The 16,126-nt window shown below is 68.2% G+C and carries 11 protein-coding genes and 4 pseudogenes; 9 read left to right on the top strand and 6 right to left on the bottom strand.

Translation table 11 applies throughout. From position 1 onward, the window contains the following. Window positions 1–41 precede the first annotated feature (41 nt). The 3 genes from OG202_RS04425 (at window position 42) to OG202_RS04410 (ending at window position 4,761) form a co-directional block, all read left to right on the top strand. Window positions 42–626, top strand: coding sequence for a TetR/AcrR family transcriptional regulator (locus OG202_RS04425; protein ID WP_327731268.1), 585 nt, complete (start codon window positions 42–44; stop codon window positions 624–626). A gap of 218 nt (window positions 627–844) precedes the next feature. Beyond that, window positions 845–1,240 (top strand): hypothetical protein, encoded by a 396-nt coding sequence (locus OG202_RS04420; protein ID WP_328222298.1) that lies wholly within the window; start codon window positions 845–847, stop codon window positions 1,238–1,240. Window positions 1,241–2,490: 1,250 nt separating this feature from the next. Then, the gene (locus OG202_RS04410) at window positions 2,491–4,761 is read left to right on the top strand and encodes a LuxR C-terminal-related transcriptional regulator (RefSeq protein ID WP_328222297.1); all 2,271 of its coding nucleotides are present in this window, start codon (window positions 2,491–2,493) and stop codon (window positions 4,759–4,761) included. Window positions 4,762–4,934: 173 nt separating this feature from the next. Here the strand turns inward: OG202_RS04410 and OG202_RS04405 are convergent. Further along, window positions 4,935–5,813, bottom strand: a pseudogene (locus OG202_RS04405) (IS701 family transposase); the annotation flags it as partial. Between the two features lie 56 nt (window positions 5,814–5,869). Here OG202_RS04405 and OG202_RS04400 point away from each other — a divergent pair. Continuing rightward, window positions 5,870–6,112 (top strand): annotated as a pseudogene (locus OG202_RS04400) (ISAzo13 family transposase); the annotation flags it as partial. Window positions 6,113–6,184: 72 nt separating this feature from the next. Here OG202_RS04400 and OG202_RS04395 read toward each other — a convergent pair. The 4 genes and pseudogenes from OG202_RS04395 to OG202_RS04380 form a co-directional block, all read right to left on the bottom strand. Next, window positions 6,185–7,756 carry an ISL3 family transposase gene (locus tag OG202_RS04395; protein WP_327731265.1) on the bottom strand — a complete coding sequence of 524 codons (1,572 nt, stop codon included), beginning with the start codon at window positions 7,754–7,756 and terminating at the stop codon, window positions 6,185–6,187. Window positions 7,757–7,882: 126 nt separating this feature from the next. Then, window positions 7,883–8,017 (bottom strand): annotated as a pseudogene (locus tag OG202_RS04390) (transposase); the annotation flags it as partial. Window positions 8,018–8,020: 3 nt separating this feature from the next. Then, window positions 8,021–9,702, bottom strand: a pseudogene (locus OG202_RS04385) (ISAzo13 family transposase); the annotation flags it as partial. After that, window positions 9,623–10,129, bottom strand: coding sequence for a transposase (locus OG202_RS04380; RefSeq protein WP_327731264.1), 507 nt, complete (start codon window positions 10,127–10,129; stop codon window positions 9,623–9,625). The gene OG202_RS04380 and the pseudogene OG202_RS04385, both read right to left, overlap by 80 nt. A 446-nt stretch (window positions 10,130–10,575) precedes the next feature. On the opposite strand from OG202_RS04380, the gene OG202_RS04375 reads away from it, so the two are divergent. From OG202_RS04375 to OG202_RS04360, 4 genes are all read left to right on the top strand, one after another. Next, entirely contained in the window at window positions 10,576–11,058 is a 483-nt protein-coding gene (locus OG202_RS04375) for a hypothetical protein (protein WP_327731263.1), read from the top strand. Next, window positions 10,943–11,713: a hypothetical protein gene (locus tag OG202_RS04370; RefSeq protein ID WP_328222296.1), complete on the top strand. Its 771-nt coding sequence runs from the start codon at window positions 10,943–10,945 to the stop codon at window positions 11,711–11,713. The genes OG202_RS04375 and OG202_RS04370 overlap by 116 nt, the downstream gene beginning before the upstream one ends. A 364-nt stretch (window positions 11,714–12,077) precedes the next feature. After that, window positions 12,078–12,554 carry a hypothetical protein gene (locus OG202_RS04365; RefSeq protein ID WP_327731261.1) on the top strand — a complete coding sequence of 159 codons (477 nt, stop codon included), beginning with the start codon at window positions 12,078–12,080 and terminating at the stop codon, window positions 12,552–12,554. Beyond that, window positions 12,551–12,865 (top strand): hypothetical protein, encoded by a 315-nt coding sequence (locus tag OG202_RS04360; protein ID WP_327731260.1) that lies wholly within the window; start codon window positions 12,551–12,553, stop codon window positions 12,863–12,865. The genes OG202_RS04365 and OG202_RS04360 overlap by 4 nt, the downstream gene beginning before the upstream one ends. A 754-nt stretch (window positions 12,866–13,619) precedes the next feature. Here the strand turns inward: OG202_RS04360 and OG202_RS04355 are convergent. Next, window positions 13,620–14,492 carry an aldo/keto reductase gene (locus tag OG202_RS04355; protein WP_327731259.1) on the bottom strand — a complete coding sequence of 291 codons (873 nt, stop codon included), beginning with the start codon at window positions 14,490–14,492 and terminating at the stop codon, window positions 13,620–13,622. Between the two features lie 978 nt (window positions 14,493–15,470). Here OG202_RS04355 and OG202_RS04350 point away from each other — a divergent pair. Then, window positions 15,471–16,121, top strand: coding sequence for a (2Fe-2S)-binding protein (locus OG202_RS04350; protein ID WP_327731258.1), 651 nt, complete (start codon window positions 15,471–15,473; stop codon window positions 16,119–16,121). The last annotated feature ends 5 nt before the right edge of the window (window positions 16,122–16,126 follow it).

The following is a 16,126-nucleotide window of genomic DNA, read 5'->3' as shown; positions in this document are numbered from 1 at the left end:
TCGTCAAGGTGTCGGACGTTTCTCGTTAGGATGGGGCCGAGATGACGCGCTATCGAGAGTCGGTCCGCTCCCTGCTCAAGGAACGGATCCTGGACGCCGCCTACGAGCGGGTCGCGGCCGAGGGCTGGGACCGGCTGAAGATGACCCATATCGCCACCACCGCCGGAGTGAGCCGGCAGACCGTCTACACCGAGTACGGCTCCAGGGCGGCCATCGGCCACGCACTGGTGATGCGCGAGGTGGAACGCTTTCTCACCGGCATACAAGACCAGCTCCTCGCGTACCCAGGCGACATGAGGGCCGCCATCACAGCTGCCATCGGGTACACCCTGCGCACGGCAGCCGACAATCCGCTGCTCAAGGCCATCCTGACCAGCAGCCGGGGCGGTGACGAGGATCTGCTCACCCACTTGACGACGCGCTCCGAGCCCCTCCTGGACACCGCCATCAGCATGCTCACCGCCTACGCGGCGGAGGTCTGGCCCGAGATCGACACCCACTCGCGGGGGCTGGCCGTCGAAGCGGTGGTGCGCCTGACGGTCAGCCATCTCGTCCAGCCGGTTCTGCCACCCGATCTCACCGCGGAGCGCATCGCCGAGATCACCATGCGGGTCACACAAGTCTGAACCATGCCCGAGAAGGGAACTTCCGCCGAGAGTGACTCCGAGCGCGACATCCAGCAGGATCTTCCCTGAATCATGCACGGCTCGCGTTTGCGCCGCAGTGCCAGTGCCGCCGATACAGCTCCGTCCAGCCCGGACTTGCGGACCCTCTCAGCCGGGCAGCACCGACCTGGCTCGCATGAGTGACGACCCCTCGGCTACCGCCCTCGGCACGGATACGCGTGCTCGGTGAGGTCCACATCGCGGCACCGGTGTTCGCGCGGTTCGCGCTCGGCGCGGCGGCAACGGCAGCAGGCGGAGGAGGCGATGGACACATCCCGCAGTACTGGCTCGGCCTCCAGGTGCGGGTGCTCGTCGAGGAGTGCGGTCACCTGGGCCGGGTCGACTTGGGCCGCGAAAAAAGCCGAGGCCGTCCGCAGGGCCTCGTTCGCCCGCTTGGGCTGGGCATTTCCCTTGCGAAGAGACGCGGGTTCCACTCGCTCATCGGTGGTCAGCCGGTCGTCACGCTCACCGCCATCGGCCCAGTACTCCAGTTGTGCTTGTCCATATGCCCTGGTCAGCGCGCCTGCTTCGAGTCCAGTGAGCTGACGCTGCATCAGGACGGTGATGGCTCGTGACCCACCCGATTGGGGCGCGCTGAGCCTGCCATGGAGCCGGATACCGAAGCAGGGCTGTGGGCCACCGAGTTGGAGTCCTTGCTGCGGCGGGTGGGCCAGCGGGTCGCCCGCATCGAGCCGCGGCGTCGGATGCAGGCCTACGTGCCGGTGTACGGGGTCGCGGTCTTGAACCTGGCCCGGCACTCGAACGTCCCGAGAACCACCTGCCACTCGCCACGCCCTTGATCAGGGATCAGGGGGCCCCAGCGAGCTGGGGCCCCTACCACTGTTCGGGGTCGGGTTCACGTCCTGCTCCGTCTGCCCGATATGTCTGGGCGGTGGCGCCCCGGATCCCCTGGTCAGTGACGGCGTGGACGGTGGTGTGGGACGTGGCGCAGGCGGCCCGGTTCCGGAGAGCGAAGTCGACGGGGAGGCCGGCCGTGCCGGCGAGCGGTCAGGGCAGCACGACGATCGTGCCGCCCTGACCGGCGGCGAACTGGTCCAGTGCCTGCGGGTACTCCGTCAGCGGCATTCGGTGGCTGATGAAGACCTGGGGATCGAGCACCCCGGTGGCGAACAGTCCTCCAGGGCCTCGAAACGGTCCGCGTGGCCACGGGCGGTGTATCGGGCACCGGTGTTCGGGGACGACATCGGCTCCGACGCACCCGGTCTGGGTGGCGACTCCCGGTACCACAGGTCGACGCGCGCACCTGGAGGTGCGTCCAGGTCGATCGTGACGATCCGCCCCATGTCGGCGAACCCGTGCTGGCCCTTGCCTGCGCCGGGAGCCGGTTCCACTGGGAACACGGTCGCGGTGGGAGCCGGACACGCCGGATCGGAGAGGTGGGCGCGGACCTGGCCGACCGGGTGGGGATGGTCCGGACCCTCGGCCGGCGGGGCCGCCGCGACCACCGCCGGCGTCCGCGATGCCGCCGACATCCTGCGCCCGGTCCACGCCCGCACCGGAGGGCGCGACGGCTGGGTGTCCATCGAGGTCGACCCGCGGTTCAGCCGACAGCACCGAGGCAACCCCTCACCAGTCCTGTGACTGGTGAGAACTCAGTCACAGCCGGAGTCTGGGGCCTAGGACCACTGCATACTGTTCAGTGGCATAAACACGACTGTGTCCGATTCGCCGCGGATGGGCACGGTCGCTGGGATACGTACGGCGCTGGCCTGCGCCCCAACCGCCCGCAATGAAGCGTGCTGCCACCAGACAGGCGTCCTTGGTGTTCCAGGACAATTGCGAGCCGTTGGAAGGCGAGAAGGCCGTGACCATCCAGACATCAGGCGTGGGGAAACTGCCCGCGACCTTGACCACGTTCGTGGGCAGGTGTCACACCCTCGCCGAGGTGCGCGACCAGCTGGGGACGACACGGCTGCTGACGCTTACCGGTGCGGGCGGGGTGGGCAAGACTCGCCTGGCGGTGGAAGTGGCCGCGTCGGCGGCGGAATTCGCGGACGGCGTGTGGCTGGTGGATTTGGCGACGGTACGGGACCCGTCTCTGGTGGCGAGCGTCACGGCGACCGCGCTGGGGATGCCGGACCTGGGCACCGGGCCGGTCATCGACCAGCTCGCCGCCTTTCTGACCCACCGCCGGGCGCTGATCGTGCTGGACAACTGCGAGCACCTCGTCGACGCCTGCGCCGATCTGGCCCATGCGCTGCTGTCGGCCTGCCCGGCGCTGCGCATACTGGCGACGAGCCGTCGGGCGCTGGGAATCTACGGCGAGCGCGTCTTCGCCGTTCCTCCGCTGGCGCCGCACGACGCGGTGGAGCTGCTGCGGGACCGGGCCAACGCCGTCCGCCCGGAGTTCCAGGTCACCGACGGCAACCGCGCCCAGGTCCGCCGACTGTGCGAGGTCCTGGACGGGCTGCCGCTGGCCATCGAGCTGGCCGCGTCCCGGCTGCGGACCCTCACCGTCGACGAGGCCGTGAACCGGATGGAGAACCGCTTCGGACTGCTCACGAGCGGCAGCCGGGTCGCCCGGCCGCACCACCGGACGCTACGCGCGTTGATCGACTGGAGCCACGAGCTGTGCACCCCCGACGAACGGCTGCTGTGGCACCGACTGTCGGTCTTCGCCGGCGACTTCGGCCTGGACGCGGCCGAGGCCGTCTGTGCGGGCGACGGCATCGGCCGGGACGAGGTACTCGATCTCCTCGATCGACTGGTCGTCCAGTCGATCGTGGTGCCCACCGAGCGCGAGAGCCTGCCGCGCTACTGGCTGCTGGAGACCATCCGCCAGTACGGGCGGGACCAGCTCGCCGAATCCGGCCAAGAGCAGCACACACTACAACGGCACCACGACTTCTACCTGGCCCTCGCCGAGCGCGATGCCGACGGCTGGTACGGCCCCGGCCAGCAGGAGAGCCTGACCCGGCTGCGTGCCGAGCATGCCAACCTGCGCGCGGCGCTGGTCCAGGGCGGCGACCCTCAGGCCACCCTGGCGTTGGCCACCGCGCTGCGTTTCCAGTGGTGCGAGGGCGGATTCGCAGGTGAGGGACGCCGCTGGCTCGACCACATGCTCGCCGCCGCACCCGAACCCACCCCGGCCCGGGCCAGGGCGCTGTGGGTCGCCGCCTGGGTGGCGGTGCTGCAGCGCGATCACGCTTTGGCGTACCGGTGGCTGGACGAGGCCGCAGAGCTGGGCGAACAGCTGGACGACCCTGTGGTGTGCGCCCACGTCCAGGGCCTGCGTGGCGCGTTGGCGTTGTTCGGCGGCCGGCTGGAGGAGGCCGTGTCCTTGTTGGAGGAAGCAGCAGCCGCTCACAGGGGGACAGGCGAGGAGATCGGGATGGCCCACGCGCTGACCCTGATGGCTATCGCCCAATACCACCTCGGGGATCCACGCATCACGGAGACCAGCAGGCAGGCACTCGCCCTCGCCGCGGAGCATGACGAGCGGTTGGTCCGCGCGCATGTGCAGTGGGCGCTCAGCTACGACGCGTGCAGGCGCGGCGACCTGGCGGATGCTGCGGCAAGGCTCCGGGTCGCGCTGGAGAACGAGCAGGGGTTCAACCACTACATCAGGGTCGGCGTGATGCTGGAGCAGCTCGCCTGGGTCACCGCCGCGGGCGGTGACCACAAGCAGGCGGGGCGGTTGCTGGGTGCCACGCGTGCTCTGTGGCGGGACCTCGACGCGCCCATCTCGGCGTTCGGACCGCACACGGCCGAGCAGCACGACCGGTGCGAGGAGGAAATCGTACGGGCTCTGGGCCCGGCGGCTTATGAGAAGGCCCTCGCGGATGGCGGCCGCCACCGCGGCCCCGACGAGGCCATCGCCTACGCCCTGCGCCCCCGGCCCGAGCCCGTCGCCACGGCCCCCGCCACTCCCGTCCCGAGCCCGCTGACCCCCCGGGAGCAGGAGGTGGCCGCGCTTGTGGCCAAGGGCATGAGCAACGGGCAGATCGCCTCTGTGCTCGGACGCTCCCCGCGCACGGTCCACGGCCACATCGAGAACATCCTGGCCAAGCTGGACTTCGCGTGTCGCGCCCAGATCGCGTCCTGGTGGACAGCGAACCAGGCAGCCACCCCTTAGTACTCCAGCAGCGTTTCGCTATCTGGGCTGGTCAGAAGGGCTGTCGGGAGTGTAGTTGGGTGGAGTGGTGCTCGGTGGAGTCTTCGCCGAGCTTCCCTCCAACGAGTGGAGCCGCCGCTGGTAATGGCAGTGGCGGGCGACTGCCTGGCGCCTGCGGCGCCAACGTGACCAGGTCAATACGTGTGCGCGAACCGTCCGGCCGGCTCGGCCGTTCGGAGCGAGGTGAAGCGCCAGGAGCCTGCGGACTTCTGCCAGGGTGAGGGGGACCAGGGTGGCGGAAGCGTTTCTGCAGCCCCCTTTGCCGCAGCATCGGCGGCCATGACCGCGAGGTAGGCGTGGGCCAGCATGGCCAGGGTGATGTGCCGATACCAGCCCGGGTAACGGCGGACTTCGTACTCGTCGAGACCGCACTCGTTCTTCGCAGCCTGGAAGCACTCCTCAATCTGCCAGCGCATCCCGGCGACCCGCACCAGCTCGGCCACCGTGGTCTCCAAGGGAGCGTAGGCAAGGAAGTAGGCGATCTCATCAGGCTTGCGCAGACTGCGGCGGGCCAACGCCCACCGGCGACGGACAGGGGCGGGACCCTGGTAGTCGAACTCGGCGACCATGGGCAGTTCCAGTGCTGCCCAGTGGTACATCCGTGGGCCCTTGGCGCCCTCGCCGCACGAGATGGCCTCCCACGCCTGGCCAGGGGCCTGCGCGAACAGGTGGTCGATGCGAGGGCCAAAGACCTGCTGGGACTTGGGCACCGACAGGACGTAGCCCAGGCCCGACTGCTCCAGCATGCGGCGGAAGCGCCCCTCCTGCCCATAGGCGGCGTCCGCGGTCACCCAGGCTAAGGGGAGATCGGAGGCCAACGCCCGCAGGACCAGGCGTTTGGCCAGCTCACCCTTGGTGGCGAAGACCCGTTCGTCGGGAACCTTCGCCCCGCGGCAGCGATCACGGTCGTCCGTCCAGGACTTGGGCAGATAAAGCTCCCGGTCGACCAACGCCCGGCCGCGAACGGTGGCATAGGCGGCGAACACGCCGATCTGGCAGTTCTCCGTGCGGCCCGGGGCCCGTATCTCAATAAGTGCTCGGCAGAGGGGCGTTGGTGGGAGTCTGAGATATGACTTCGTGTCTGTCAGGCCGCGTTGCCGCTCGTGCTCTGCGGGCCAAGTTCGATCAGATCCTGCCGCACTTCGATGAGCGCCGCCGTCGGTTGTACCTGGCCAGTGAGGCGACGGCCCTCGGCCGCGGCGGGATCGTCCGGGTCGCCGCCGCCTCCGGCACCAGCACTGCAACCATCGCGCGAGGCATGGCCGAGTTGGCCGGTTGCTCCTCACCGACCCTGCGGGTCCGGGCTGTCGGCGTACACGTGAACGCGGCCCTGGCAAGATTTCCGTGAAGCTGGGATGTGTCACCGTGCGCCGGTGACGCTCCGTCATAGGTAGCGGCGTCGGAGACAGGCTATGAGGATGACGCGGTGGCGGAGCAAAGGAACTCCCGCGCGGCCGGCCATGATCCGCTTCTGGAGTTTCAAATCGGTGATGCGGCCCTCGTTGACGCCGGAATTGAACGGGGTGGTGATGCCCTGCACGACTGCGGCTTGGTCTTCCCGGATGGCGTTGGCCAGGCTGGCGAGGGCCGGGAGGCGAGCGGTAGTGAGCTGCTCAAGCCAGGCTGGCAGCGGGGCGGCGTTGCGGATGTCGAGCATGGTGGCGAACTGACGCACCAGATCGTGGGTGCGGTGCAGTTCCGGGCAGTGGTCGAGCAGCCGCCTGAGTCCCTCAGCGACGTGCAAGCTGCGGCGGGATGGCGTGGTGGTGATCCAACGGGCGACTTCGCGGGGCGAAGGAGGCCGTTCGTGTGGGGTGTTGACCGGTAGGCCGCGACGCAGCGGCGCGAGGGCCATCTTGACCCGCTGATAGTGACCGCGGTAACCCTTGGCGACGATCTCCTGGTGCAGCACTGTCGCGGTGTGCTCACCTTCCTCCCAGCGTTGCCGCAGGTAGTCCAGGTAGGGGTCGAGGCTGGTGGGACGGCGGGGTGGGGTGCGTCGTAGACATTCCTGCCAGGTGGCTGCTCGGGCGTATTTGCGCACCGTGCGCCTGTTCAAGCCCAGCTCACGGGCTATGGCGTTGAGCGAGAGACCGGTGTCGGTCACCGCGTGCACCGCCTCGAACAGCCGCTTCGCATGGCGGCGGGCGGGAGTGTCGGCCTGGTCGGACAGCCCCGCTGGTGGCGATACCGGTTCGGGCTCGGGAACTGCGGCGGACAGGCAGTCGCGGTGTGCGGCAGCGATGTCCCCGACCCTCTTCGACAGCCCCTGCCACAGATGGAAGCGGTCGCTGACCTGCACCGCGTCGGGGGCACCGTCGGAGATGCCCTGACGGTAGATGAGCGAGCCGTCCCGGCAGACCACCTCAACGCCGGGATGCGTCCGCAGCCAGGCAGCCAGCTGCCCGGCGTCGCGCCCGGCCCATAGCTCGATCGGCAACCGGGTCTCGGCATCCACCAGCAGGGTTCCATAGACGTCCGCATACAGCGCGAAGTCGTCCACGCCCAGCACCCGCGGGGCCGCTGCCGGCGGGAGCGGCAAGCGCATCAGGTGGAACAGCACGCTGGTCCGCGACAGTGGCACATTCAGGATCTGCAGCAACCGGGCGCCGCCCCGGCCGGCCAGTAGCACCCCGGCCATCTCCACCAGGTGCTGCAGCAGCGGGCTGCGACGCTGGTAGCGCGCCGTCAGCCCCTCGACCTGCTCGGCGAACGTCCGCCGCCCGCAGTCCGGGCTGTCACAGAACAACCGCCGCACCGACAGCCCGATCAGCACCGGACGGCCACCCACCGCCACGTCGGCCAGCGTGCGGTCGTAGCGACTGTGCACCCGCCCAGAACCGCGACCACAGTCTGGACACTCCACTGCCAACTCGCGGGTGCAGGCCGCGATGCGGACCACGCCACCCGCGACCCACACTCGTTCCACCCGCACCGCATCAAGGTGCGGAGACATGATCCGTACGAGGTCATCACACTCGCCGACAGTGCCGCTACCTATGACGGAGCGTCACCGGCGCACGGTGGCACATCCCAGCTTCACGGAAATCTTGCCAGGGCCACTTTCGCGAGTACGCCGACAGATGCCGGCCCGGCGGCAGCGTTCCCGGTCGTCCGTCCAGGACGTGGGCAGATACAGACGGCGGTCGATCAGGGTGCGTCCGCGGCCGGTGGCGTAGGCGAGGAACACGCCGATCTGGCAGTTCTCCGTGCGGCCGGGGGCCCGTATTTCAATAACTGTCAGCGACGGGTTTCCGAGGGGGTTGTTCGGGCGTGTAGCTGTTCCCATGTGCGGGCGGGCGATCCGGGTATCGGCGTGACGAGGATCCTGTGCAGGTCCAGGAGCCGTTTCGCGTCCTGGTACTGGATGGACAGGTTGGTGCGGTTGACGCCCAGCAGTTGTGCCAGGAACGTCATAGTCATCGCTCTGCGGCGGCGGAGGATGGCTGCCAGGAGCCGGTGGGTGTGGTCCACGCTGCTGGTCTGTGGGTGGCGGTAGCTGCGCGGGCGGTGGAAGCGTCGCTGGAATGCTGCCTCGGCCAAGGCGTCCCAGAAAGGCTCCGAGACCGCCACCAGATGCTCGAAGTCGGTTCGTGACATGCCGGTCAGGGCCGGGTCGGTGAGCATCGCGGTCAGGGCCGGGTCGGCCTGGTGTGTCGTTGCCGGCGCGTCTGGCGCTCGCGGTGGAACGGGAGACAGTGTGTAGTTCCAGTCACCGTGGAAGGTGTTGGGTGTGATCGCAAGGGCGTGGAACTCGGCGGGTGTGACGCTGATGCCGAGGTCGTAGCTGCCTGTGTCCAGTTCGGCCCCGATGGTCAGGCCGGTCCTGGTGGTTGTGGCGGCGATGGTCTCGAGGACGACCTGGTAGCTGGTCAGCGGCCGCCCCCGCCAGTTCGCGGTGATGTGACAGAACATCCGGTGCTCTATCTTGTTCCACTTCGAAGTCCCCGGCGGTAGGTGACAGACCGTGATCTCCAGGCCGCTCTCTCGTGCGAAGGTGGCAAGGTTGCTTTTCCAGGTCCAGCGGCGGGGGTCGTTGGAGCCGCCGGAGTCGGCGGTGATCAGGAGCCGGGTGGCATTCGGGTGGTCCGCCCGTCCGCGGTGCTGCCACCAGCGTCGGATGGACTCCACCGCGAACTGGGCGGTGTCGTGGTCGGTGCCGACGTTGACCCATCCGCTGTTGTTGGCAATGTCGTAGATCCCGTAGGGGATCGCCATGGGCTGGTCTTTGGTGGTGAACGTGTGGCAGTCCACCTTGATCGCGTTCTTGCCCGGGCGCCAGGTGCGACCGGGCCGGTCCCGGTTGCCGAGCCATTCCTTGGCCTTGGTGTCGACGCTGATCACCGGCTGGGCATCGTTGAGGAACGCGGCGGCGGTGGCACTGAGGTGGGTGAACTGGGCATCGCGGTCCGGATGGCTGATGCCCTCTGTTGTCTTCGCGGTTCCCTGCAGGCTGTAGCCCAGGGTGTGCAGCAGGTGTCCGACGGTTGAAGCGCTGACCGGGTGGCCCTGTGCGGTGAGGGTCGAGGCCAGGGCCCGTAACGACAGCGTGGTCCACCGCAACGGGGAAACGGGGTCGCCCCTGGTGTGCGGCTCGATCAGCGACTCCAGCGCGGGCAGCAGACCAGGATCGGTGTCTGTCAGCCGCTTGCGGCCCGCACCTGGAGCCCGGACCCGCAGGGTCGGTGAGGAGCAACCGGCCAACTCGGCCATACCTCGCGCGATGGTTGCAGTGCTGGTGCCGGAGGCGGCGGCGACCCGGACGATCCCGCCGCGGCCGAGGGCCGTCGCCTCACTGGCCAGGTACAACCGACGGCGGCGCTCATCGAAGTGCGGCAGGATCTGATCGAACTTGGCCCGCAGAGCACGAGCGGCAACGCGGCCCGACAGACACGAAGTCATATCTCAGACTCCCACCAACACCCCTCTGCCGAGCACTTATTGAGATACGGGCCCCCGCGGTGCCGGAATACTGCCGCTGCACTCCTGCCGAGCGGGTGCCCTTCTTCAGGAAGCCCGTGTCGTCAACGATGAGCACCGCCTCCCGGTCACCGAGGTTGTCGACCACGTAGCGGCGCACATCGTCGAGGACCTCGTCGGCGTCCCACTCGATCCGGTTCAACATCCTCTGGATACGGTCCGGGCCGGCATGGCCGGCCTCCTCCGCCAGCGTCCAGCCGTTCTTCCGCTGCAACGGAGCGATCAGGCCCCGCATATAGGCCAGCACCGACTCCCGCGGCTCCGACCGGCTGAACCGGTGCACAAACCGCCCGTGCACCGCATCCAACTCACTCGCCCACACACGCACATCAGCAAGGTCCCCACCCATAACCACACCAACGACCGAGCTGGTCAGCAGTCACGGTAGACACCGTTGCAGTACTAAGGACGCAGCGGCCGGCTGTGCGTAAACAGCCAGGTGCGGCCCTTAGCTGACGGGCGTGGCCCCGAGGGTCGGGCCGCCAGGCACTGTCGGCCCTCTCCGGCCCGGCGGACCGGGGAACGTCTGAGCGCCACCCGGCACGTCATCGTGGGCGACTGACCGGGCAGTGCGTTCGGCGCGGCCCCAGCATCGGGGACAGGTGTCGGCTGCTCCTCACGGAGCGCCCGGCACCCGCCCCCAGACCCGCTTCCGTGTGCCCCCGCCCCCACCTCCGCTGCAATGCCCTCCCCACGCGGTCCGTCAGGTCGCCCACATCCCAGTTCTTCTTGACACACCCGTAACACCCCCGAGCCGTCCTGCTGGGCGGTACCGCGCAACCCCGGAGCTTGATCATGTCCCCCACCTCATCCGTCTCCCCGGCACCGATGGACCAGTACGCCGCGCCCGGCCGCCGTGCGGTCACCAGGCTCGGCCTGTGGCTTGCTGCCGGTACCGGTCATCTGGCCACCCTGACCGCCCTCGGCGGCCTGCTGGTCGCTCTCGCCTACGCGATCGGGGGCTGGGGGATCACCGCGTTGTCGGTCAACGTCACGGGCCAGGGATTCTCCTGGCTGCGATCTGACAGCTGGGCCGTGGCACTGCTGCAGACCGGCAACATCACCCTGGATCTCCTGGGCCTCGCCATCGCCCTGTACACCGCCTATGGCATCGCCGGGCCGGCCGGCCGTGATCCCCGCCTTCGCCAGTGGCCTGGCCGCGATGACCATGGAGACCGGCTACCTGGGTGGTCTGGCCGCCGGCGTGATCGCCGGCGTCACCACCCGGGCACTCCAGCGGATCACCGTCCCGGCCAGATGGCGACCTCTCATGGCTGACGCGGCCATCCCACTGGTCGCCACCCTGTTCACCGCGGTTGTGTTCTTCCGCGCGCTCGTCGCCCCCCAAATCGCCCAGCTCAACGCGTGGCTCTACGACAAACTGGTCACACTCGAACTCACCGACCACCACCTCGTGCTAGGTCTGGTGCTCGGCCTGATCGTGTGTTGCGACTTCGGAGGGGCCGTCTACAAGGCCGCCTTCGCCTACGCCCTCGGGGGCATCGATTCGTACGTCCCCACCCTGGCCCACATGACGTTCATGGCCGTGGTGGTGGCGACCGGCATGGTCCCGGCACTGGGCATGTCGCTGGCCACCGGGGTACGCCGTAAGTTGTTCACCGAGACCGAGCGGAACTACGGCAAGGTGGCCTGGCTGCTCGGCCTGGTCCCCGTTCCCGCAGCGGCGGTCCCGTTCGCACTGCGCGACCTGCTGCGAGTGATCCCGGCCTCCATGGCCGGCGGCGCCGTCACCGGCATGCTGACCATGAACTTCGGCTCCACCATGGCCGTCCCCTTCGGAGGCGTCTTCGCCGCCGGTCAACTCGGCAAGCCGTCGCCGTCGCCGTCGCCGTCGCCGTCGCCGTCGCCGTCGCCGTCGCCGTCGCCGTCGCCGCCGGCGCCCTCGTCACGGCAGGTGTCGCGGTCGCGCTGAAGAGCCTATGCCGCACCGCACCGACCACCGCGACCACCGACACCACAGGCGCTCGCCCCAAGACGCCCGTTGCGGTCTGAGCCTGCCACCATTTCTCCGCCACCTACAGCGCCCCGCCCTTTCCGATGGAACGACGGCACCCAGGAGCTGGAACTCGCCGCACTGCCCCAATTTCCCGCAGGATGGGGAGTCTCGTTGCCCAGCACCGGCCCTGGACGTGCCGCGCCCGCGCGACCAAGCGCGGCCGCAGCGGATACCGCCATCAGCGGAACTCGACCGAGCGCCTGAACGACCGATGCCGGGCCCGTTCGACCCATAGGGAGGCGCCGCGAGCGGAAATCTGGGTTCAGAAACAGCAGAATTGATGCGCGCCAAGAAAGTCTTGTGCATCGATGGACTGGGCCCAACAATAGGAAGCAAGCCAGCTTTCCTGGAATATCGAGAAATCGGCTCGGCGACCACCAATCACCGATGCATCGCGGATGAAATAATCCGCGGCCTAAAGAATAGGGCGAGGTTGAATAACGTGAAGCGAAAGATGTTCAGGGCGCTCCTGGTGGGCGGCCTAGTGTCTGCGTCAGTCGCGGTGGGCATCGCCTCGTCGTACGCAATCATTGAGGACCCGACGAACGCGGGGATCAGTGAGGAGGACTGGGCCAAGTTCGTACAGCTCGGCAACTACAACGGCGCCCTCGTAGAGTTCGTGGACGACAACGGCGTGCCAGAAATGGTGTTCCCCGCTGGATCGACCGCCCTGACAATCTGCAGTATCCCGCGGGCTGGCAGCCGTGGACCACCTTCGGTCTCTACGCCGCGTGGGACAGCCAGTTCACCGACATGAACGAGATCTCGGCGATCGAGGACAACGCCGTCACGACGATACTCAACGCCGATTTCGGCGCCGGAGCATCCTTCAACCCGGAAGAGGACACCGTGGTGGTGGTCACCACGGCCCCGTCGTCGGTCACCGCTCCCTTGGTCACCACCTACGGCCCCAAGATCCGCATCATTGCGGGGAGCGACACCCCGCAGTCGGCCGCCGGTGGCACGTCAGACGATTCCGCGAAGAAGCACTCCGCCAAGAAGTACTTCACCAAGAAGCAGGCGTCCGCCAAGTCCGTCAGGAAGGCACCCGCACCCACCGGAAAGTGATCCTTTCGGTAGCCGATCTCAGGTGGCGCGTTCACTACGGTACTTGCTGGCATGACGACAGTGGCCCCTCGTGATGCAGTCCCGCCGAGTGGGTAACCACTACAGCGTGGCCTCGATTGCAGTAGTCACACCGGCACACCGCAAGCCCTGGAGAGCCAACCTCGATCGCTCATGAGTCCCCGTCGGCCTGCTGCTTGCTGACGGGGACTTTGTGGCTGTGCGGTGGCGTCTTTTCGGGGCTGGGGCAGCCTGAGCGCCCGGCTCTCGCGTCGTGTGGGCGCCGGGTTCCACTCGCCGGTGCGGGTGGATGAGATGGTCGAAGTGGCTGGTCAGCCGGGGTTCGGAAAGGTGTGGAGCCGGTCGATCGTGTGAGTGGTGACGTCGGTCCAGGGCCATCGGGCGGTGAAGCGGAGCCAGCGACGGGCGGGCTTGCGTCTTCTTCATCACCGGAGCCGACGAAGGCATCTCCTGACGGTGGCCTCCCACGTAGTCACGCTGCCCCGAGTCCCTGCGGGAGCCTTCGGGTCGTCGGCGACGAGGCCGAGGAATTCGGTGTGGGGCGACGCATGACGCTGCCGGCGGTCTGAGGCTCACGGAGGAGGACACTCGTCATCCCCATACGCCTGAAGAGACTTCGCTCCACGCGCCTGGTTGGCGGAGACGCCCCCGCCGTCACGTGCGCGTGGCGGACGTCCTACGGCACTGGTTCGCACCATAGGACACTCTGCCCCGGCATACTTCGGCGTCCTGCGGATCAGACGGCGTCGGTGAGAGAGCTGAACTCGTCGTCGGTGAGTCGGACCAGCGCGGCAGCGGTGTTCTCCTCCAGATGCGCGACCTTGGAGGTGCCGGGAATCGGAAGCATCACGGGGGAGCGGCGAAGGAGCCAGGCGAGGGCGAGCTGCGAGGGGCTCGCCTCATGCTGCTTGGATGCGGCGTCCAGTGGGCCGCCCGGGCGGGCGAGCTCGCCGGTGGCGATCGGGAACCAGGGGATGAACGCGATGTTCTCGGCCTCGGCGTAGTTGAGTACGTCCTCAGCCGAGCGGTTCGCGAGGTTGTAGAGGTTCTGCACGGAGACGATCTCGGCGTGTGTGCGGGCCTCCTTCAGCTCTTCGACCGTCACTTCCGACACGCCGACGTGGCGTAGCTTGCCTTCTTGCTGCAGCCGGGCCAGCTCCCCCAGTTGGTCGGCGAGCGGAACCGTGGGGTCGATGCGATGCAGCTGATACAGATCGATACGCTCGAGTCCGAGATGGCGCAGGCTCAACTCCACCTGCTGACGCAGGTACTCAGGCCGGCCGTTGGGGCGCCAGTCGCCCGGGCCCGGGCGGGTGAGACCGCCCTTGGTGGCGATGACCAGGCCATCGGCGTAGGGATGCAGAGCCTTGCGGATCAGTTGCTCGCTGACGAACGGCCCGTAGGCGTCGGCCGTGTCGATGAAGGTGACGCCCAGCTCCACAGCTCGGCGCAGGACTCGGACGGCCTCGTCCGGATCTCGCGGCTCGCCCCAGACGCCGGGGCCCGTCAGCTGCATGGCGCCGTAACCGAGACGGTTGACCGTCAGGTCGCCACCCAGGTCGAAAGTGCCCGAGGCGACCGCAGGGCGCGTGGTGGGCTGTGTGCTCATAGCATGGTCCTTAGGGAGAGTTCGAAGGTCCAGGAGGACGGCGGGCACGTCGGCTATTGAACGAGGCGGGAGCCTGTTCAGCTCTCCCGACGCTCGGCCGCCTGCCCGGCGACGAGGCAGTACCTCGCCGCCGTGTTCATACCGGCTGCCCGAGCGTTTCACCATCACTCCGCCTGAGGAAGGGACAGTTCTTTCCCAGGACAGAACCGTCCCGGGGAAAGAACCTCCCTCCTCGAGTGCGCGTGTGTACACCGCCAACCGGAGAGGCGACTGGGTTCTACGTCGGTGGCGAAGCCGGATGTGTCGGGGCCTGAGCAGGGCTTGGCCGCTGCGGCACCGCCTCGCCGGTACGGGGGGAATTCGACGAGCGGCGGAGCCTGGGCCAGACGACCAGGACGCTGCCGGCAAGCCCTCCGAGGGAAGGGAGAAATAGCTCCCTCTCACAGGACGGCTATCCGGTGCGAGGCTGTGCGGCATCCGCACCGCTCGCGGGTCATCGCACTCCGCTCTGAAAGACAAAGCCCCGCAGTCACCCCTGGTAGACAGACGACCCAGCAAACTGCCCTTTGTCGCGTAGGTGCTGGCTGTCGGCACGTTCCTCATGGGCAGCACCGAATCCGTGGTGGCCGGTATTCTGCGGGCCGTGTCGGCGACCTGCTCGGAGCGGAAGGTCGGTCCGCCACGCACGACGACGTGGTGAGCGACGCGGACGCAACTCACACTCGGGGAGGCGACGTGGCTGTGTCCTGCCTCTCCTCGCGCGAAAGTGCCCCCGATGATGTCGGCTATTCGCTCCTGACCGAGCGTAAAGGGGGGAAAGAAGTCTCCCTGCCACGAGTGTTGCCGTTGGTGCAAGACTTCCCGCGAGGCCAGCTTCCTGTCGAGGTGAGCGGTCACCAATGCCCGTGGTGGCGATGATCCCGCCTGCTGTCCATCTGTCGTGCACGACGGATCCGTTCGTGATGCGAAGGCGTACGTATGTCTGCTGAACAGCCTGAATTCGACGTTCTTCCCCCCGCCGGAGTCGGCGGGTCCTCATCGGCACCGACTCGGCGCACCTTCATCGCCACCAGCACCGCGGTCGGTGGTGCCGTGGTCGCGGGCGGTGTGATCGGCGGGACGGTCCTCGCCGACGCGGAGGAGGTGAGCGCTGCGCAGGCGCCGCCCTCCAGTCGCGTCTCCCTGACGGTCAACGGCACCCGACGGACCGTGACGGTCGACAACCGCACCTCATTGCTGGACCTGCTGCGCGAGCACCTCGGCCTCACGGGCTCGAAGAAGGGCTGCAACGCCGGGGCCTGCGGGGCGTGCACGGTGCTGGTCGACGGGCAGCGGCACAACGCCTGTCTGACGCTCGCGGTGCGGCTGGAGGGGGCGGAGGTCACCACGGTCGAGGGCCTGGCCGAGGGCGATCAACTCCATCCGCTACAGCAGGCGTTCATCGAGCAGGACGCCTTCCAGTGCGGCTACTGCACTCCCGGCCAGATTGTCTCCGGTGTCGGGTGCATCAAGGAGGGCCACACCGGTTCGCCGGAGGAGATCCGGGAGTGGATGAGCGGCAACGTCTGCCGCTGCGGTTGCTATGTGAAGATCGTGCGCGCGGTGGAGCAGACCGCGGGCCGGAAGTGAGTATC

Source organism: Streptomyces sp. NBC_00310 (genome assembly GCF_036208085.1).
Lineage (GTDB): Bacteria > Actinomycetota > Actinomycetes > Streptomycetales > Streptomycetaceae > Streptomyces.
Note: the sequence above shows the minus strand (reverse complement) of the source record. Positions and strands in the feature narration are given on the sequence as shown.